Raw genomic sequence first — 19290 nt, 5'->3', positions numbered from 1 at the left:
AGCAGGCGCATACATTCAGGCCCATGACTGACTCGAAGCCCACCCGCCTGGAACGTGCTGTCACCGCCGGCGGCGCGGACATGGCGATCCTGACCATCGCGCACGGACCGCTGAACCTCTTCGACAAGGCCCTGCTGGACGCGCTGGCCGTGGATCTGGCCGAGCTGTCGGCGAATCCGCCGCGGGCGCTGCTGGTGCGCGCCGACGGCAAGCTGGTCTCGGGCGGCGTCGATGTGCACGTCTTCGACGGGCTCTCCGAGCAGGAGGGCGCGCAGCTGTGGCAGACGCTGTTCGCGCAGATCATCCACCCGCTCGAGGCGCTGCCCTGCCCGGTCATCTTCGCCGCGCACTCGCTGACCCTGACCGCGGCCTTCGAGATGGCGCTGGCCTGCGACATCATCCTGGCCGCGCCGAAGGCGAAGTTCGGTCTGGTGGAGACCGTGGTCGGCCTGACCCCGTCGATGGGCGGCCCGCAACGGCTGGCCGAGCGGGCCGGTTCCGGTCGCGCGCGCGAGTTCGTCATGACCGGTGACACCTATCCGGCCGCCACCATGGCCGAGTGGGGTGTGGTCAACGCAATCCACGAGGACGTCGACACCGCGGCTCGCGCGCTGCTGGCCCGGTTGGCCGACGGCCCGACCCGGGCGCACGCCGCCACCAAGGCGATCATCGAGGCCTGGCGTTCCGGTGGTGTGGCGCATGCGGATTCGGTGACCCCGGAGGTGTCCGGGCAACTTTTCGGCACCGAGGATCTGAAGAACGCGGTGGCGAGCTTCCTCGAGGTCGGGCCCGGAAAGGCCACGTACACAGGCAAGTAGACGGCTATCGTCGCGGTCCGACGGCCCGGGTGCTGGGGTGTGCCCGGGTGTGTCGGCCCGCGCCCGGGCGTGTCACTGCTCTCACCTGCAGGGGTGGGTGATTGGGGGGAGACCGAGACTCTCCGATGGGGATTTCCGGTGTGAATGTGCGAAGGGCACTGCAATTCCGACGTTTCCGCAGGCTCGCCAGGGGAAGTCCGGTTTCACAAGGGGGTGGTCTGTTTCCATCCGGTCAAAGCCTGACATCCGTTTGCCGACAATCCGCCCAAGTCTGTGATCTGCATCATATAGTCACTGATGCCTGGCAGGGCTTACGAGGCACTCGGAGGGACGATGTCGCAGTTACTCGTGGAATACCCGCACACCCGAAACGGCTGGTGCGCCAACCCGCTTGCGCGCGCGGCGGACGGCATCCTGCGCTACGGCAACCTCACGCCGGCGCTCACCGAACTACTCGACATCCAGGTCCACACCTTCGCCGCCCGGGAGGCCGTGGTGGAGATCGGCGGCCCCCGGCTCACCTACCGCGAACTCTGGTACGCGGCTTCCCGGATCGCCGGCGGGCTGCAGGAACACGGCATCGGCTACGGCGACCGGGTCGCGGTCCGCATGCCGGTCGGCGCGCGCTGGGTGCAGGCGTTCCTGGGCGCGCTGCTCTCCGGCGCGGTACCGGTGCTGGTCCACGACGGCCTGCCGGACGCGGCCGCGGAGCGCGTGATTCACGATGCCTGCACCGACTTCGTGCTGGACGGCGGCGGCCGCGCGGCCGGTTACGCCGAGGCCCTGCCCGACGGTGCGGCCTTCATCGACGATGGCGCGTCCCTCGGGGAACTGGCTCTGCTCTGCTACACCACGATGGGCCCCGGCGCGGGCTCGCGCGGTGTGGAGCTGACCAACGAGAACCTGCTCTCCGCAATCTGTTCCGTGGTCGGCGCGCTGGAACTGCCCACCGACGGACTGCGCAATCTGCTGTTGCTGCCGCTCGCGCACGCCAGCGGCTGTGTCGATCAGCTGCTGCCGACCTTCGCGGTCGGCGGCACCGTGGTGCTGGCCCCCGACCGCTCGGCCGTGCCGGAAATCCTTGTCGCGGAACGCATCGACATGGTCGCGGCGACACCGCGCATCTTCGCCGGACTGCTGCCCGACCTGGCCGGACTGCGGGTGGATCAGGTGCGCCAGGTCTGTAGCGCCGGGCATCGCGCCGAACTCGCGGTCACCGATCCGGCTGCCGCCGAGGCGGTTTCGGTCACCCTGCGCAACGTCTTCCCGGAGGCCCGGCAATGGTCGGTGTGGGGTGCGACCGAGACCTCCGGCATCGGCCTGGCCCGCGACGACACGGCGGCGAACGGCGGCGACCCGGGCCGTGACGTCCTCGGATTCGCCTTCGGCGGTACCGAACTCGCGCTCTGCGGCCCGGACGCGGACGCGGGCCACGGCGAACTGCTGTGCCGCGGCCCCAATGTCACCCCGCGCTACTGGAACGACCCGCAGACCACCGAGTCCCGCTTCACCGGTTCCTGGTTCCACACCGGGAACCAGGTCAGCATCGACGCGGACGGCCTGGTCCGCCAGGCCCTGGTGCACGAGTCGGCGTTGGCGGAATAGCGCTCAGTCGAGCAGCCGCGCGCGCAGCTCGTCGCGCAGCTGCGGGGTGATGCCGATCTCGGCGAGGTAGCCCTCGAGGCCGCCGTACATCTCGTGCATCGAGGCGGTGGCCGTCTCCAGGTATTCGGGCTTCACCCCCAGCAGATCGTCGGACAGCTCCTCGTTCATGGCATCGGTCATGAAGGCGCGCAGGGTGGGGACGGCGTCATTGCTGAGCAGGTAGTCGGCGTAGATGTCCTCCTCGGTGACGTCGACCGCGCGCAGCAGGGTGGCGATGGCCCAGCCGGTGCGGTCCTTGCCGGCGGCGCAGTGCACCAGGGCGGTCCCGGCGAGCACGGATTCGGCCAGCGTGCGGATGGCGTCGTGCGCCTCGGGCAGGGCGGGGAAGGACCGGTAGACCTCGAGCATGTGCGAGCCGGCGGTGACGGAGCGGCGGGCCTCGTGCGGTGGGGTCTCGCCCATGCGCGAGTCGAAGGGAGTGACGCGCAGGCGAACCCCGTCCGGCACCACGTCGTGGCCGATGAAGTCGATCTCGGCGAACCCGCGCAGGTCGTGTACGTCGGTGACGCCGAGCTCGGCCAGTTTGGCCACGCCCGCCTCGTCGAGGCGGCTGAGCTGGGCGGACCGTAGCAACACGCCCTCGCGGACGGTGCGGCCCTCGGTGGTGCGGGCACCGCCGAGGTCACGGAAGTTGAAGGTGCCGGAGATCAGGAACTGGTCGTGGCGCGCTGAAGTCACTCCGCCAGGCTAGCTGCGGGCGAGTATCGCCACGGTGTCGGCGATCGATCGGATCGGCGAATTGTGTGGCCCGCGCGGGGCGGCTATCGGCGTGGCGCGTGTGGGGTCGCGCACACACGCTATGTTTCGACGCACAACCGTCCGTAATATACCGAATGGTCCTATCAACGTCGTTACCAGGCGATCGTTCAATTTGATCATTCCCGTAGGGTCGCGGGCCTGTTCCAATTAGGTAACAAAACATTCTTGAGGTACGGAATCGGCTATCAAAGCTGGTTACCGGGCCCAAAAACGACGTAACATCGATACCCGTTGAACGGGTACGCCGGTGTACTGGCCGGAAAGATCAAAGTCGATCCGCCGCCCGTTGAGCGAACTGCGCAAGTGCTGTGGCCACTGGTCGCGAGCGCTGTGCGCGAGTTCTTTCGCCAAAGGGAGCCGTCGTTGAGCGCAAGTGGAGAAATCACCCAGGTCGGACTTCGTCCGGCCATGACCGAGGCCATCGAAAAGACGGCCGGGTCGCTCGACTTCAGCGGTAATCGGGCACTGCGCATCCTGCTGCACGCGGGTGTCAGCACGCTGTGGCCGATGTTGAAATCCTCGCCCGACCGGCAGATTCGGGCCTATGAATCCACCCTCGCCATGTTGCGGGTGCGCTGGGAGAACCAGGCCGCGTGCGTGCCGGACCCGGTGGGCTCGGCCATGTTCCGGGACCTGGACGCCGACGTGACCGCCTTCCTCGATCTGTGCGCCCGCCGCTCGGGCACGCAGTGGCTGGAACCGGTCGATGCCATCGCCGCCTACCTGCTCGCGGTCATCCAGGGCATGGTGTTGCGCTGGCTGGCCGACTGCAATGACGAGATCTCGCTGGTCGTCCTCGACGATCTGGTGTCCTACCTGTCGACCAAGGCCGTCGACGTGCCCTGAATTCGAGTGCCCTGCGCTCCGAATTCGATATCGAAATTCCGAAATACTGGACGAGTGACCAAGTTCGTGGTCGAATGATCAGGTGACCGATAAGTCGCCGATCAGCGTGCTGCACGCGGCCACCGCCGAACTCGACCCCCCGCTCGCCGCGGTCGATATGACCGCCCTGCGCGCCAATGCCGCCGATCTGGTGAGCCGCGCTCGCGGCGTCCCGATCCGGGTGGCCAGTAAATCCGTGCGCTGCCGCGCGGTCCTGGAAGAAGTGCTGGGCCCCAAGCTCACCGCGTCCGGCGGATTCGCGGGCGTCATGGGTTACTCACTGCGCGAAGCCATCTGGCTGGTCCGCGAGGGCGCGCGCGACGTGCTGCTCGGCTATCCCACCGCCGACCGGCACGCGCTGGCCGAACTCGCCGCCGACCCGCTGCTGCTCGACTCCATCACCCTCATGGTCGACGACACCGACCAGCTGGACCTGATCCGCGCCGCCGTCGGCAGCGAAAAGGTCGCTCCCCGTGTGTGTCTCGATGTGGACGCCTCCCTGCGCATCGGCCCGCTGCACCTGGGTGTGCGCCGCTCGCCGATCCGCACGCCCGAGCAGGCCGCCGCCCTGGCCGCCGAAACCCGTTCCCGCGGTTTCCGAGTCGTGGGCATGATGACCTACGAGGCGCAGATCGCGGGCCTGCCCGACACCAATCCCGCTGTGCGCCTGGTGAAGAAGCTGTCGGCCGACGAGATCCTGAAGCGCCGCCGCCGGGTGCTGGACGCGATCCGCGCCACGGTCGGTGAGCTCGAGATCGTCAACAGCGGCGGCACCGGGTCCATCGAGGTCAGCATCACCGATCCGGATGTCACCGAGGTGACCGCCGGTTCCGGGCTCTACCTGCCCACGCTTTTCGACGGCTACCGCAATCTGGCGCCGCGCCCGTCGATGTACTTCGCGACCTCGGTGCTGCGCCGTCCCGCGCCCGGCATCGCCACCGTCTACTCCGGCGGCTACATCGCCTCCGGCCCGGCCGGTGCGTCACGAGTTCCGAAACCGGTGTGGCCCTTGGGTTTGAAGCTGATCGGTACCGAAGGCGCGGGCGAGGTGCAGACCCCGCTGACCGGCGCGGACGGCCTGCGGATCGGGGATCGCGTGTGGTTCCGGCACGCCAAGGCCGGGGAGCTCTGCGAACGCTTCACCGAGGTCCATCTGGTCGACGAGGACGGCCGCCGCACCACCGTGCCCACCTATCGCGGTGAAGGACACTGCTTCGGCTGACCGCTAGACCCGGTCGAGTTGCAGCACCGCGGCCAGATCGGAGAGTTCGGCCGCGGTGGCCGGGAGGTATTCGGTCAGCAGCGGCGAGCGCACGATGATCGCCGACCACATGGCGCGCGAGATCGCGCTGGTCAGCCAGTGCCGCGACAGCAGCGCGCCGATACCGTGCGGCGCGTCGTCCGGGGCGGAGGTGGTCATCGAGACCAGCACCACCGCGGCCTCCCGGCCCTGGAAGTGATCCGGGGTGCCGACCAGCACGTCCTCGATCCGGGCCCGCGACAATAGGGTTCGGATGCGCGCCACCTGCGCGTGATACGGGGCCACCACCAGAATGTCGTGCGGGTGCAGCCGCCGGGTGAGCGCCCCGGTGTGCCAGGGCAATCCGAGCAGCGTGCGCACCTGGCGCACGATTTCCCGTGCCTCCTCGGCGGATTCGGTGCTGTTGCCGTGATGCTCCACCGTCACCGTGCGCACGCCGGGCGGGATGCCGTCGAGTTCCCGTGCCAGGGTGACGGTTTCGTTGGAGCGCAGCCGATTGTCGTAGCGCAGCCGCGATACCGGCCCGCACATGCGCGGATGCATGCGCCAGGTGCGATCGAGGAAGTAGCCGTAGGCGGCGGGCAGCGTGCGATGACCGCCGAGCAGACGGCCCAGCACGGACTCGGCGATGGGTTCGGGATGGGTGCCGCGCGCGTGCGGCGGCGCGGGATCGCCGACCAGCAGCAGATTGCGGGCGGCCACGGCCACCGCCGTCGCCTCGGCGAGCGGGAACTTCCCGGCGTCCACGATGACCAGCAGGTCCAGGCCCGCGCGCGCGATGCGCTCGGGATCGACGAAATCGCTCGAAAGTCCGCCCACCACACAGCCGTTCACGGCATTGTCGAGAAAGCGCGGATAGCGCGCGGCCTCGATGGGCAGCCATTCCGGGGCCACCGAGCGGGCGTCGGCCTTGGCCACCAGCTCCGGCAGCACACCGACCTGTACGACGGCGTCCAGCACGTGCTCGACCACCTGGTGCGAGCGGGCGATCACGCCGACGCGCCACTTGTACCGGGTGACAAGCCTTTCCACGGCGCGGGCGGTGGTCTCGGTCTTGCCGGTGCCGGGCGGGCCCTGCACCGCCACATACGAATTATCCAGGCCGAGCACGGCCGCGGTGACGGCGGCTGCATTGTCGCCGAACACCTCCGGCAGCGTGTCCCCCGCGCGCAGCCGGGGCGGGCGGCGGCACAGGATGTCGAAGATGGCGGTCTCCGGCACCTGCGGCAGCGTCACCAGCAGCTGATGTGCGGTGTCCTCCAAGGCTTCCGACAGATGAATGTCGAGACCCGGCGGGCAGGGCGCGATGGCGGTGGGCAGATCGGCGTAGGGGTCGCAGCCTTCCGGCAGCGTCTCGACGACGCGCACCACGTCCTCGAAGTTGGTGTCCAGGGCGCAGCCGAGCACGGTGGCGTGCGCGGTCGCGCGCAACCCCGGGGCCGCGATCATGCCCGGTACGGCGCGGTCGTAGAGGGTGAGCACCGGGGTGCCCGGCGGGGGCGCGTTGCCGGTGCCGAGCCGTCCGACCAGTGTCAGGTAGCGGCGCAGCGGCCGCTGCCCGGTGCCGTGCCAGTCGGTGTCCACCGATCCGGAGTCGGCCACGAGAACGCCCGCGGTGTCGGCCCATTCGGCCAGCGGATGGTCGAGCCGGTCGTCGTGCGCCCAGCGCAGCGGACGGCGCTCGCGCCGGTGATAACCCAGCGCGGCCGCGGCCAGCCCGGCCGCCTCCTGCGCGGGCCCGCGCTCGTGGTCGTCGCTCTCGGCGAATTCCCGCAGCGCCGCCTCGATCTCGTCCGGGCCGGAATCGGCGTAGTCGTAGGACCAGCGCCGCTCCGCCCGCACCCCGTGCTCGGCGGCGAGCTCCAGCAGCCAATCCCGCAGTCGCACCACGGCTTCCGCCCCGCCGTCGCTCTCCTCCTGATTGGGCGGCAACTGATGCAGGTCGTAGGACCGCTCGCCGACCACCAGCGCCGCCCGCACCACCGGATACAGATCCATCAGCGCGGGCAGCAGCTCCGCCACCACATCCTCGCCCTCGGAATCGCGCTCCCCGATTCCGTTCAACAGCGCCCGCAGATCCCCGCGGTAATGATGAATCCGCAGTTCCGAACACTCCCGCTGCCGCCGCACCAGAAACTCGAGCAGCGCATCGGCATCATCGTGGTGCCGCCCGCCGTTCTCGCCGTCCCGGTCCTCGGCGCGAATCACGAAGGTGTGCTCGGTTTTCGGGAGCGCCGGAGTCGGCACGAACCCCAACGCGACGGTTCCCGCCTCGGGTCCCGGCACGGTGGTGGCTATCGCGGCTCCGGTGAGATTGACCGCGTCGCTACCGGATTGCGATGCGGGAGTACCGGTCTCGGTGTGGCCTTCGGCTGTCGAGCGGGCGCTCAGCGAGACCGGACCGGCCTCGGAACCAGGCGCTGCCATGGCCGCATGATCGGCGCTGGAGTGCGATGGCGCCGGATCGATTTCGGTGAGATCGCCGGTGGCGGCCTCGAATCCCGCCGTGGCGTTGGACAACTGGGCGGCGGTAGCCGGGGACCGGGGGTCCGACCGCCCGGCGCGGGGCGTGCCGGTGTGGATGTGCACGATGAGATCGCCTGCGGTCCAGGTGATTCCGGCGGCGCTGTGCGTGACGGCGGTGGGTACCGGTGCGGTGGTGACGCTCACGAAGAGGTCGCCGTCGGTGGGTTCGGGTAGCGCGATCAGGGCGGCCGGGTCGATCAGCGCGTGGACCGGGCGGGCGGTGCGTTCGCGCAGGATCTGGACCTCGGCCTGGCGGCGCAGGGTGGTGAGGGTGGCGGCGGGGATGCCGGTGACGGTCGTGTCGGTGACCGCCAGCCGGTCCAGGGTGGTGATGCCGGCGTCGCGTAGGTGGGCGCGGGTGGCCGGGCGCATGCCCGCCACCAGGAGCAGGTCGCGGCGGGTCTCGAGTTCGGCGGTGCAGGTGGGGCAGTGGCCGCAGGCCAGGAATCGCCGATCGCCCCACTGCACCGGCAGTAGTTCGCCGAGTTTGGTGTCCACGATGAGGTTCAGTCGCGACCTACGGGCCTGGTACACCACCGCCATATCGGCCAGCGGATGCGTGTGCGCGACCCCGTCCGCCCAGATCCGCGCGTGCGGTGCGGCCCGGAACCCGTTGCCGCGCAATGCCTCCGCCATCGCGGTCAAGCCCAGCAGGGTTGCGATCCGGTTGCGTCGCCCGGCCACCCCCGTCACCACGTAGTCGTGGGTCTCCGGTGAATGCTCCCGGGTCAGGAACGCGCAGCGGGCCGCGAAGTCGCCGTCCAGGACGACGGCCCCGGCCACCGCCTCCGCATCCGCGCGTAGCGCCGTCAGTGTCTCGGTGTGTGCGGCCCGCAATCCGGTCATGGCCGCATCGCGCAGCTCCTCCGCGATCACGGCGGCCGGCCCTTCGGTGCCCGTCGCGGCCTCGCCGAGCGCGGACGCGGCGGGCGGGGATAGCCGGATGCGGGTGACCGCCGCACCGTAGCGGTCGCGCAGATCGGCCAGGCGGTGCTCGACGGCCGGGTCCGGGGCGCGACTCAACGCGCCGGGGGACCGGTCCTCGACCGGCGCCACCAGTCCCAGTTCGGCATCGAGCGCGCGCAGCAGCGCGAACTCACAGCGCGCCGCCGTCACCAGGTCTCCGGTGCTGCACACGACACGATCACCGAACAGCATCAATCGCGGCCCTCCTGTGCCTCTCCTCCGCCGACACCCGCCCCCGGCCGGGAACAATTCCGCGCGAGACAGTCATCGCGTGGCCGAGTCGCGCCATAGCGTAATGACTGGGGGCGGTGTGATGTGCCGCCAGGTCGGGCCCGCGCGCCCCGCCGCACCGGCCGCGACCCGCCCACGTCAGCGCGCGTTTGCGGGCGATGTTGGGAGACAACGCGACTCGCGCGCCGCGTCGGCTCCGGCCACGGTCGCGGGGCCGGTCGGCCGCGAGAATTCGGATCGCGATATCGGCGTGTCGCCCCTAGTGTGGACAGGTCGAAGGGAGTTATCCGTGCAGAACGGTGAACCGAGCCGTACCGCCCTGGGCGCAGCCCGCTACCGCGCCGACCATCAGAAACTGGACGGTGCCAGCATCTTCCGGGATCCGCTGGCGGCCGCGGTGATCGCGTCCACCGGAGAGTCCGCCGACCGGCTGCTCCCCTCGGACGGATTGGACGACGGCGCGCGCCGCCGCATGCGGCTGTTCATCGCCGCCCGCTCCCGCTACACGGAGGACGCGCTGGCCGAGGCCTACCGTGTGGGTGTGCGCCAGGCCGTCATCCTCGGCGCCGGACTGGACACCTTCGCCTACCGCAATCCGCATTCCGGGCTGCGCGTCTTCGAGGTCGACCACCCCGACACCCAGGCCTGGAAGCGGCGGGTGCTGGCCGAGACCGGCATCGGGATTCCGCCCTCGGTGAGCTACCTGGGCGTCGACTTCGAGGTCGACACCCTCGAAAGTGCCTTGGCTGCCGGCGATTTCAATCCAGAGCAGCCGGTCTTCGTCATCTGGCTGGGCGTCACCGTCTACCTCACCCGCGCGGCCATCGCCGCGACCCTGCACACCATCGGTGGGCTCGCGCCCGGCAGCGAACTGGTCTTCGACTACGGCGTCCCGTTCCCCGCGCTGACCCCCGAGCAGCAGGCCGCCGCCGACGCGCGCGATCGCCGCCTGGCCGCCATCGGGGAACGCTGGATCAGCTTCTTCACGCCCGAGGAGATCGCGGTGGAGTTGAAGCAGGCGAATCTCGAGGTGCTCGAGGACCTCGGCCCCGCGGCCACCTCCACCCGCTACCTGGGCACGCCGCCCGGACCGGAACGGCACGGCCCGCACATTCTGCGCGCGGCCGTGCACTGAGCCGATTCCGGTGCCGTACCGCCGCGATCTTGGTCGGCACCGGGTTCGCTAACTACTCGCCAGTCGCCTTGTCGGAGCTCCCCCACGGGCGGCCCGGGTCTGTCACAATCTCCCGATGTTCTACCTCGCGGGCGCTCGCGGCCGCCTTCACTACCGTCGATGGCAGCTCGACAACGCGCACTCCGTGCTGGCCCTATTGCCCGGAATCGGTCAGCACAGCGCGCACTATCACCGGTTCGCCCGGGCGCTGGCCGCCCACGGTGTCGAACTCTGGGCCTTGGACACCTCCGGGCACGGTCTCAGCGAAGGAGATCCGGAGCGGCCCGGCACCATCCACGAACTAGCGGCGGATGCCAGGTTGTTCCTGGATCGGGTTCACGCGGAAGCGAATTCGGCTCCGTTCCTGATGGGTCACTCGCTGGGTGCGGCCACCACGCTGGCCGTGCTGCGCGAATCCGAGCCGGGTGAATTCGCCGGGCTGGTGCTGTCCGGAACGCCGAAGGCGGTGCTGGAGGGGCGTTCCCCGAAGTCCGCGCGCGGTGCCGGGGGACCGGGTTCGGTTCGCGCCCACGGCAATTCCCGTTCGCGGGCGGCGCTGGCCACCGAACAGTCCTCGGACTGGCCGGGTCCCCGGCTACCGGAGGACCTGTCGGTGCTGATCGTGCACGGTGAGGACGACCGCCGCGCCCCGGTGGATCCGGTCCGCGACTGGTCCGCACAGGTCGGCGCGCGCTTCCACACCTTCCCGAACGCCGGTCACGACCTGCTGCACGAACCCGTGCACACCGAGGTCACCGCGGAGATCATCGGTTTCGTGCACGACCACTCACTGGTCTGAACACCGAATTTCACTGATCCGCGCCGGATGGGGTGGGGTGCAACAGCTCCACCACTTCCGCGTCGGTGAGCTGATGGAAGTCGCGATAGGCCGCACCGACCCCGCCCAGGGACGGCGGTACCAGCGGGCACGTGACTTCGTCGGCGACCGACCGGATCCGGTGCAGCGCTTCGACCGAGGACACCGGCACCGCCACCACCACCCGCCGGGGTTCGTGCAGCCGGGCGATCTCGCAGGCCGCGGCCACGGTCGCGCCGGTGGCCATGCCGTCGTCCACGATCACCACGGTCCGGTCCTTCAACGGAATCGGAGGCTGTGCCCGCAGCACCCGCCGGCGGCGTTCCAGTTCGATCCGCTCCAGCTCCTCGACGGCCGCCAACTGTTCGGGCGTGACCTCGCTGTGCCGCATCACGTCGTAGTTGAGCACCCGCACGTCGTCCTCGCCGATGGCGCCCATGGCCAACTCCGGCTGCCACGGCACCCCGAGCTTGCGCACCAGCAGCACATCCAGATCCCCGCCGATCACCTCGCGCACCGCCACGGCCACCGGAACCCCGCCGCGCGGCAACCCCAGCAGCAACGGATCCGCCACTCGCAGGTGCCCCAACTTCTCACCCAGCGCGTGCCCGGCAGTTCCCCGATCCGGATAGATCATTGCTGCTCAGTCTAGTTCCGCGAGGTCACGCTCACGGGCGGCTTACTCGCCGCGGATGGTGTAGCGGCGCAGGGCCAGGCTGGGGTTGGTGGTGCGGACCTCGCCGAGGTGGGCCAGGTCGATGCGGGCGGTGGCGATGCCGGGCTGGTCGCCGAGTTCGGCGAGAACCGCGCCGGTGGGGGAGACGATCATCGAGGTGCCGGAGCCGCGCGGGGCGGCCTGGTCGGCGGCGGCCACGTACATGGTGTTCTCGATGGCGCGGGCGCGCAGCAGGGTGGTCCACTGATCGACCTTGCCGGGACCGGGAATCCACTGTGCGGGCAGCAGCAGCACGTGCGCGCCGGCGGCGGCGAGCCGTCGAATGCCTTCGGGGAAGCGCAGATCGAAGCAGGTTTGCAGCCCGAACACGACCCCGTCGACGGTGAAGGTCTGGCACTGGTCGAGCGGACCCGCGATGAGCAGATCGGATTCCCGCGAGCCGAACGCGTCGTAGAGATGCACCTTGCGGTAGATAGTGGCGAACCCGGCATCGGGGGTGGCGACGACGAGGGTGTTGTAGACATGCCCCGCGGGCTGATCCGGCCCCCCGGATTCGACCACCCCGGCCACCACGTGCACCCCGAATTCGGCTGCGATGCCCCGCAATCCGGTGACGAACGGGCCGGTCAGCGGTTCGGCCGCGGCCAGCACCCGGTCGTCGAGGCGTTTGGTGGCGAACATGGAGTACTCGGGCGCGACCACCACCTTCGCTCCGAGTTCGCCAGCGGCCTTGACAGCCGCACGCAGGGCGGTGAGATTGGCCACGGTGTCGGTGTACGGATCGAACTGCACCACCGCCACGTCGACGGTCCCGGCGGCGGCCGACACGTCGGGGAGATCCGCCTCGGCCGCGGGCTCGTGCACCGCGGTCGCCACGCCGCTCGAGCTGCCCGGTTCGCTGGTGGCCAGGGTTCCGGTGACGTAGTTACGGACCGGGGCGGGTTCGCTATTACCCAACCCGGAGGGCGAGATCGGGGGTGTCGTGACGGAGGGCGCGGGCGAGTTGTCCGGATGCACGACTCTCAGGGTATTCACCCGATGGTCAACCCCGCAGCTAGCAGGCAGTAAAATCCCTGGCAATGAGTACCTCACCGGCCGACAGCGTTCCCACTGACGACGAGAGGGACGTTTCCGGCCCGTCCTTCGCCGATCTCGGCCTCGATGAGCGCATTCTGCGCGCCATCGCGGATGTCGGCTACGAATCGCCGTCGCCCATCCAGGCAGCGACGATTCCGCCGCTGCTGGAGGGCCACGACGTGGTGGGTCTGGCCCAGACCGGTACCGGCAAGACGGCCGCGTTCGCGATCCCTGTGCTGCAGGGGTTGAACGAGACCGGCAAGGCGCCGAAGGCGCTGGTGCTGGCCCCGACTCGTGAACTCGCGATCCAGGTGGCGGAGGCGTTCGGCCGGTACGCCACCCATATGCCCGGAGTGCACGTGCTGCCCATCTACGGCGGGCAGAACTACGCGGTCCAGCTGTCGGGTCTGCGGCGTGGCGCCCAGGTGGTGGTCGGCACCCCGGGTCGCGTCATCGATCACCTCGAGCGCGGCACCCTCGATCTCACCGAGCTGCAGTACCTGGTGCTCGACGAGGCCGACGAGATGCTCAAGATGGGCTTCCAGGAGGACGTGGAGCGCATCCTGCGTGACACGCCCGCCGACAAGCAGGTCGCCTTGTTCTCGGCCACCATGCCGACGGCGATCCGCAAGATCTCCAAGCAGTACCTGAAGGAACCGGTCGAGATCACGGTCAAGACCAAGACCTCCACCAACACCAACATCACCCAGCGCTGGGTGCTGGTGTCGTACCAGCGCAAGCTGGACGCGCTGACCCGCATCCTTGAGGTCGAGCCCTTCGAGGCGATGATCATCTTCGTGCGCACCAAGCAGGCCACCGAAGAACTGGCCGAAAAGCTGCGCGCGCGGGGGTATTCCGCGGCCGCCATCAACGGCGATATCGCGCAGGCGCAGCGTGAGCGCACCATCGGCCAGCTCAAGTCGGGCGTGCTCGACATCCTGGTCGCCACCGACGTGGCCGCCCGCGGCCTGGACGTGGAACGCATCTCGCACGTCGTGAACTACGACATCCCGCACGACACCGAGTCCTACGTGCACCGCATCGGCCGCACCGGCCGCGCGGGCCGTTCCGGTGACGCGCTGCTGTTCGTGGCCCCGCGCGAGCGTCGACTGCTCGACGCCATCGAGCGCGCCACGCGTCAGCAGGTCACCGAGATGCAGCTGCCCAGCGTGGACGATGTGAACGCGCAGCGTGTCACCAAGTTCCACGACGCCATCACCGAGAACCTGAACTCGGACAATGTGCCGCTGTTCCGCAAGCTGATCGAAGAGTACGAGCGCGAGCACAACATCCCGCTGGTCGACATCGCGGCGGCCCTCGCGGTCGGCGGCCACGAGGGCGACACCTTCTTCATGGAGCCCGATCCGGAGCCCGCGCCGCGTGAGCGTCGCGAGCGCGACCGGGACCGTGCGCCCCGCGGCTTCGACGAGCGTGGACCGCGTGAGCGCCGCGAGCCGTCGCAGCACCGCCAGACCGGTGCGGAGCTGGCCACCTACCGGATCTCGGTGGGCAAGCGGCACAAGGTCGCGCCGGGCGCGATCGTGGGCGCCATCGCCAATGAGGGCGGCCTGCGCCGCAGCGACTTCGGGCATATCAGCATCCGCCCGGACCACTCGCTGGTGGAGCTGCCCGCCGATCTGTCGGACGAGACCCTGAACGCCTTGAGCCGCACCCGGATCAGCGGTCAGCTGATCCAGCTGCAGCTGGATCAGGGTGCGCCCGGGGCTCGCTCCATGAGCCGGGGTGCCCCGCGTCGCGAGTTCCGCGACAGCAAGCCGCGTTTCGAGCGTCGCAAGCCGCGCTCGTAACCAGGATCTGAAACCACGAACGCCCGCATCCGGAAGGGATGCGGGCGTTCGTGTTTCGAGAGCTAGTTGGCGGGAGCGCCGGAACCGGCGTCCGGGGCCTGCGCCGGGGTGGGATCGGTGGCGGCCGGTGCGCCGGAACCGGCGTCGGGCGCCTGGGCCGGGGTGGTGGGCGCGGCGGGAGTGGTCGGTGCGGCCGGGGTGGTCGGCGTCGTCGAGGTGCCCGGGGTGGACCCGTCCGGCTTCGGGGCGTCGGGGGTGGCCTGCTGCGCGGGCGGGATGTCGCTCACCGAGAACAGCCCGACGGTCGGCAGCACCACGCAGCGCGCCTGCGGGTAGTCGATGGTGCCCCACAGCGAGGCGATGACGGTGCCCGCGCCGGTGTCGGCGGTCTTGGACAGCGCCGGGAGGTTGTACTCGGTCTGATCGTCGAGCGGCATGATGCCGCTGCGGCCGTTGTTCACGTTCAGCCAGGCCACGCTCAGTCCGGAGGCGAGCGGAAAACCGTTCTGCTGGGCCATCACCTGGAAGCTGACCGTGCCGCCCGGCAGTGAGACGGGGCCGTTCTGGGTCGAGACACCGGTGACGGCCATGGCCTGGGTGAGGCTGAAGGGCATATTGAAACCGCAGCCCAGCGTCGGCGCCTGATACGAGAACGGCGTGAACAGCACGTTTTCCAGCTTCGCGGCCGTGACCAGGTCGGAGGCGCGGGCGATGTTCGCGACCGCGGTCTTGCCCGCGACGCCGTCACCGACAGCCTGGGTGAGCTGGTCGATGCCGAGTTGCGCCGGCGTCTTCGGTTGGTCGGCGGTGCCGGGAGCGGCCAGAGCCGTGGCGCCCGCGCCCAAAGTGGCTGCGGCAGTTAGGGCGGCGACCGCCAGGCCGCGCCGGGACAGGGTCCAACCGTTCACTCGTGCTGCTCCTGCATCGGTACCGGATTTCCCCGCAACGTACCAGGCTTGCTCGAGAGTCGCGCCGCCGAGCCTACTGCTAGGTGTGATCCGGCCGACACCGAAGTCATTACCGGGGGGTAAGTTTATTGGCGACATCACAGCGACGCTCGGGAGAAGCAATGAAGCTGGCCCTATCACCCGATGAGGTGAAATTCCGGGACGAACTGCGCGAGTTCTACCGGACCAAGATCCCGGCGGAGATCCGCGACCGTGTGAAGTACGGCCGCGAGCTCTCTCGCGATGACATCGTCACCACCCACCGCATTCTCAATGAGAACGGTCTGGCCGTCACCAAGTGGCCGGTGGCCTGGGGTGGCCGCGACTGGACGCCCATGCAGCGCCACCTCTGGGAAGACGAGATGCAGCTGGCCTCGGTCCCGGAGCCGCTCACCTTCAATGCCCAGATGATCGGCCCGGTCATCGCCCAGTTCGGTTCCGAGGAGCTCAAGGCGCGCTTCCTGCCGCCGACCGCCAACCTCGACATCTGGTGGTGCCAGGGCTTTTCCGAGCCGGACGCCGGTTCCGACCTGGCCTCGTTGCGCACCACCGCGGTCCGCGACGGCGACTCCTACATCGTCAACGGCCAGAAGATCTGGACCACCCTGGCCCAGTACGCCGACTGGATCTTCTGCCTGGTGCGCACCGATTCGACGGTCAAGAAGCAGGAGGGCATCTCGCTGCTGCTCTTCGATGTGAAGACGCCTGGTGTCACCATCCGCCCGATCAAGCTCATCGACGGCCATCACGAGGTCAACGAGGTCTTCTTCGAGAACGTGCGGGTGCCCGCCGATCAGCTGGTCGGCGAGGAGAACATGGGCTGGACCTACGCCAAGTTCCTGCTCGGCAACGAGCGCACCGGCATCACCGGCGTGGGCCGCACCAAGGTCAAGCTGGGTGTCGCGAAAGAGTATGCGGCGCAGATTCGTTCGGGCAGCGGGACGTTGCTGGAGGATCCGGTGTTCGCCGCCCGGATCGCCGAGATCGAGAACGAGCTGCTGGCGCTGGAGCTGACGCTGGTGCGTGTGGTGTCGAATTCCACCGGCGACAAGCCGAATCCGGCGTCCTCGGTGTTGAAGCTGCGCGGTTCCGAACTGCAGCAGGCCGCCACCGAACTGCTGCTCGACATCGCGGGTCCCGACGCGCTGCCGGTGGGCGCCGACGATATCGCCTCGCCCGGCTGGGCGCAGCGCAGCGGTCCCGGCTACCTCAACTACCGCAAGACCACCATCTACGGAGGCTCCAGCGAGGTGCAGCGCACCATCATCGCCTCCACCATCCTCGGATTGTGAGCCGCCGCCATGGATTTCGAACTCACCGATGAACAGGTCATGCTGCGCGATACGGTCCGGGACCTGCTGGGCCGCGCCTACGACCCGGAAACGCGCCTGAAGGTCACCGACACCGATCTCGGCTGGAGCCGCGACGTGTGGCGGCAGCTGGCCGAATTGGGCGTCCTCGGACTGCCTTTCGAGGAAGAGGACGGCGGCGTCGGCGCCGGACCCGTCGAGACCATGGTGGTCATGGAGGAGATCGGCCGCCGCAACGCGCCCGAACCCTTCCTCGACGCCGTGCTGGTGCCGGGCGGGCTGGTGGCGGGTGCCGCGACCGCCGAGCAGCGGCAGCGGGTGCTGCCCGCTCTGACCGCAGGTGAGATATTGCTCGCCTTCGCCCACGAAGAGCCCGGCACCCGTTGGCCCGCAGCCGATCTCGCCACCACAGCCGTCCTCGACGGCGGCAGCTACCGGCTGACCGGCGTCAAGAACCCGGTGCCGCACGGTGATTGCGCCGACCAGCTGGTGGTCAGCGCGGCGCTGCCGGGCGGTGGCCTGGGACTGTTCCTGCTCGCCGCCGCCGACGACGGCGTCACCCGCACCCCGTACCGCACCTTCGATGGTCGACGCGGCGCGCAGATCGAATTCGCCTCCGCCGCAGCCGAACTTCTCGGCGACGGCGGTGACTCCCAGCCGGTGGTGGAGGCGGTGACGGTGGCCGCGCAGGCGAGCCTGTGCGCGGAATCCGTGGGCGCGATGGAGGAATCGCTGCGCCTGACCACCGAATACCTCAAGACCCGTAAGCAGTTCGGGGTCACGCTCTCGAAGTTCCAGTCCCTCACCCAGCGGGCCGCGAACATGTACGTCTCGCTGGAACTGGCCCGCAGCATGAGCCTCTACGCCACCGCCGCCGTCGCCGACGGCTCCGCCGACCGGGTCGCCGCCTCCCGTGCCCGCCTGCAGGTCGGCCGCTCGGCCCGCCACATCGGCCAGGAGTCCATCCAGATGCACGGCGGCATCGGCATCACCTCCGAATACCCGGTCAGCCACTACGTGGCCCGCCTCACCGCCATCGCCCGCACCCAGGGCGGCGACCTCGAGCACCTGCGCGTCCTCACCGACCGCGTCGGCGACTACACCCTGGTCGAGTTCTGACCTCGGCCCGCAACCCCGCGCGACGCTGCGCGGGGTTGCGGAGTCCGTGGGGTGCGAAGTTGAAATTCCGCTTTCGGCAAGGGGATTGGCGGGCGTAGGGTCGCGGGCATGGGCGGGGATACGGTACGACTGGACGGAAACACCCTCATGCTGCCGGGTGGGGTGGGGGTGCGATTCATCCGCACACTGCGGCTGCCCGAGCAGGGCACGCATGCACTACCGCCGGGGCTCGGTGATTTCCCGCTGCGCCGGGTGGCGGATTACGCGGACCAGGTGCCGTCGGAGTGGGCACAGCGCGGCGGCGTCATGCTGCCGATCTACTTGCGCGAGGCGCTGTGGCTGAGTTTCACCACGAAAGAGCCTGCGGCACTACAGGTCGGCGTCGGCAAGGTGTGCGCGGTCTCCGGCAAGCCGTGGAGCGACCGGCTCGCCCGTGACCCGCAGAACTATGTGGTCCTGCCCAGGCAGCCATGGCTGGACGGCATCAACTCCGGCGCCGGCACCATCCGCCAATTCGTCGCGGTCCCACTGGGATTGGGTGCGACGGTGGAGGGTCAGGTCACCGGCGAAGAGACCTGGGGCGGCATCCAGCTCCAGAACTTCGAGCTGAACCCCACCGAACTCGCCCGCTGGCGCGCCGCGGAAGCGGAGCGGCGTCGGGCGGAAGCGGAACGACATCGGCTGCAGGTGGAACGGGCTATGGAAGAGGAAGTCCGGGCGGTACGGCAGAAATATCACGAGGAAGAGGAATGGCGGTTCGAGGCTCCGGCCCCTGGCTCAGCCCCCGGACAGGTATACGCGTCGCCCCGTGATCCCGGTAGCAGTCCGGGTTACTCCGGCCGCATGTTCGCCAAGCGGTCGCGTGCCGCCAGGCCGATGGGGCTCGGCGTCGGCGGCACCATGCGGCAGGAGATCTTCCAAGACGAACGCGCGCCGTCGGATTGGGCTGTCGAGCGGTCCGGGCGCGTCTTCGTGCATCTGGTCACCCCGCCGGACTGGCAGCGCATCACCGGTGAGGCGGCCCCACAGTCGCCTGCCGATCGTGCCGCCTACACCAAGGCGGGCTTACCGTGGTTCGACTATTTCGATTCGGAGGCAACGGATCTCGCTCCCGCCGATTCGCTGAGCGGGGTGGCCCCGGTGGGCGACTGGCTCGGTGACGACCACGAACCCTGGCAGGAACCCGCGCCCGGTCAGATCCATGAGCTCGGAGGCAAGAAGGGTGCTCCGGTTCAGGACGGCGAGTGGTGA

15 protein-coding genes are annotated in these 19290 nt (G+C 69.4%); 10 read left to right on the top strand and 5 right to left on the bottom strand.

Annotated features, from left to right (window positions below; translation table 11 throughout):
• The first annotated feature begins 23 nt into the window (after nt 1–23).
• Complete coding sequence (locus tag ACFXHA_RS30580; RefSeq protein WP_379362438.1) at nt 24–818, top strand: enoyl-CoA hydratase/isomerase family protein; 795 nt, start codon at nt 24–26, stop codon at nt 816–818.
• Between the two features lie 333 nt (nt 819–1151).
• A complete protein-coding gene (locus ACFXHA_RS30575) occupies nt 1152–2423 on the top strand; it encodes a class I adenylate-forming enzyme family protein (protein ID WP_379362437.1) in 1272 nt (423 codons plus the stop codon).
• A 3-nt stretch (nt 2424–2426) separates the two neighbouring features.
• On the opposite strand, the gene ACFXHA_RS30570 is transcribed toward ACFXHA_RS30575, so the two are convergent.
• Nucleotides 2427–3161 (bottom strand): tyrosine-protein phosphatase, encoded by a 735-nt coding sequence (locus tag ACFXHA_RS30570; RefSeq protein WP_379362436.1) that lies wholly within the window; start codon nt 3159–3161, stop codon nt 2427–2429.
• Nucleotides 3162–3605: 444 nt separating this feature from the next.
• On the opposite strand from ACFXHA_RS30570, the gene ACFXHA_RS30565 reads away from it, so the two are divergent.
• Both ACFXHA_RS30565 and ACFXHA_RS30560 read left to right on the top strand, forming a co-directional pair.
• Nucleotides 3606–4088, top strand: coding sequence for a TetR family transcriptional regulator (locus tag ACFXHA_RS30565; protein ID WP_379362435.1), 483 nt, complete (start codon nt 3606–3608; stop codon nt 4086–4088).
• An 82-nt stretch (nt 4089–4170) separates the two neighbouring features.
• Complete coding sequence (locus ACFXHA_RS30560) at nt 4171–5349, top strand: amino acid deaminase/aldolase (protein WP_379362434.1); 1179 nt, start codon at nt 4171–4173, stop codon at nt 5347–5349.
• Between the two features lie 3 nt (nt 5350–5352).
• Here ACFXHA_RS30560 and ACFXHA_RS30555 read toward each other — a convergent pair whose 3' ends face one another.
• Complete coding sequence (locus ACFXHA_RS30555; RefSeq protein ID WP_379362433.1) at nt 5353–9051, bottom strand: AAA domain-containing protein; 3699 nt, start codon at nt 9049–9051, stop codon at nt 5353–5355.
• Nucleotides 9052–9400: 349 nt separating this feature from the next.
• On the opposite strand from ACFXHA_RS30555, the gene ACFXHA_RS30550 reads away from it, so the two are divergent.
• Nucleotides 9401–10246: a class I SAM-dependent methyltransferase gene (locus ACFXHA_RS30550; protein WP_379362432.1), complete on the top strand. Its 846-nt coding sequence runs from the start codon at nt 9401–9403 to the stop codon at nt 10244–10246.
• Between the two features lie 115 nt (nt 10247–10361).
• Nucleotides 10362–11084, top strand: a complete 723-nt coding sequence (locus ACFXHA_RS30545; protein WP_379362431.1) for an alpha/beta hydrolase — start codon at nt 10362–10364, stop codon at nt 11082–11084.
• Nucleotides 11085–11094: 10 nt separating this feature from the next.
• Here the strand turns inward: ACFXHA_RS30545 and ACFXHA_RS30540 are convergent, their stop codons facing one another.
• Nucleotides 11095–11739 (bottom strand): phosphoribosyltransferase, encoded by a 645-nt coding sequence (locus ACFXHA_RS30540; protein WP_379362430.1) that lies wholly within the window; start codon nt 11737–11739, stop codon nt 11095–11097.
• A 42-nt stretch (nt 11740–11781) separates the two neighbouring features.
• The gene (locus ACFXHA_RS30535; protein ID WP_379362695.1) at nt 11782–12606 is read right to left on the bottom strand and encodes a carbon-nitrogen hydrolase family protein; all 825 of its coding nucleotides are present in this window, start codon (nt 12604–12606) and stop codon (nt 11782–11784) included.
• Nucleotides 12607–12857: 251 nt separating this feature from the next.
• Here ACFXHA_RS30535 and ACFXHA_RS30530 point away from each other — a divergent pair, with 251 nt between their 5' ends.
• A complete protein-coding gene (locus tag ACFXHA_RS30530) occupies nt 12858–14663 on the top strand; it encodes a DEAD/DEAH box helicase (RefSeq protein WP_379362429.1) in 1806 nt (601 codons plus the stop codon).
• A gap of 62 nt (nt 14664–14725) precedes the next feature.
• Here ACFXHA_RS30530 and ACFXHA_RS30525 read toward each other — a convergent pair whose 3' ends face one another.
• Nucleotides 14726–15571 (bottom strand): hypothetical protein, encoded by an 846-nt coding sequence (locus tag ACFXHA_RS30525; protein ID WP_379362428.1) that lies wholly within the window; start codon nt 15569–15571, stop codon nt 14726–14728.
• A gap of 161 nt (nt 15572–15732) precedes the next feature.
• Between ACFXHA_RS30525 and ACFXHA_RS30520 the strand changes: the two genes are divergently transcribed.
• The 3 genes from ACFXHA_RS30520 to ACFXHA_RS30510 all read left to right on the top strand — a co-directional run bounded on the left by ACFXHA_RS30520 (nt 15733) and on the right by ACFXHA_RS30510 (nt 19290).
• Nucleotides 15733–16902: an acyl-CoA dehydrogenase family protein gene (locus ACFXHA_RS30520; RefSeq protein WP_379362427.1), complete on the top strand. Its 1170-nt coding sequence runs from the start codon at nt 15733–15735 to the stop codon at nt 16900–16902.
• 9 nt (nt 16903–16911) lie between these two features.
• Nucleotides 16912–18039, top strand: a complete 1128-nt coding sequence (locus ACFXHA_RS30515; protein WP_379362426.1) for an acyl-CoA dehydrogenase family protein — start codon at nt 16912–16914, stop codon at nt 18037–18039.
• 108 nt (nt 18040–18147) lie between these two features.
• Nucleotides 18148–19290, top strand: a complete 1143-nt coding sequence (locus tag ACFXHA_RS30510) for a hypothetical protein (protein WP_379362425.1) — start codon at nt 18148–18150, stop codon at nt 19288–19290.

The organism is Nocardia sp. NPDC059240 (assembly GCF_042753865.1).
Lineage (GTDB): Bacteria > Actinomycetota > Actinomycetes > Mycobacteriales > Mycobacteriaceae > Nocardia.
Note: the sequence above shows the minus strand (reverse complement) of the source record. Positions and strands in the feature narration are given on the sequence as shown.

Coding starts and splice junctions, on each gene's coding strand:
- ACFXHA_RS30580 (WP_379362438.1), top strand. CDS start 24: ATGACTGACTCGAAGCCCACCCGCCTGGAACGTGCTGTCACCGCCGGC.
- ACFXHA_RS30575 (WP_379362437.1), top strand. CDS start 1,152: ATGTCGCAGTTACTCGTGGAATACCCGCACACCCGAAACGGCTGGTGC.
- ACFXHA_RS30545 (WP_379362431.1), top strand. CDS start 10,362: ATGTTCTACCTCGCGGGCGCTCGCGGCCGCCTTCACTACCGTCGATGG.
- ACFXHA_RS30540 (WP_379362430.1), bottom strand. CDS start 11,739: ATGATCTATCCGGATCGGGGAACTGCCGGGCACGCGCTGGGTGAGAAG.
- ACFXHA_RS30530 (WP_379362429.1), top strand. CDS start 12,858: ATGAGTACCTCACCGGCCGACAGCGTTCCCACTGACGACGAGAGGGAC.
- ACFXHA_RS30520 (WP_379362427.1), top strand. CDS start 15,733: ATGAAGCTGGCCCTATCACCCGATGAGGTGAAATTCCGGGACGAACTG.
- ACFXHA_RS30515 (WP_379362426.1), top strand. CDS start 16,912: ATGGATTTCGAACTCACCGATGAACAGGTCATGCTGCGCGATACGGTC.
- ACFXHA_RS30510 (WP_379362425.1), top strand. CDS start 18,148: ATGGGCGGGGATACGGTACGACTGGACGGAAACACCCTCATGCTGCCG.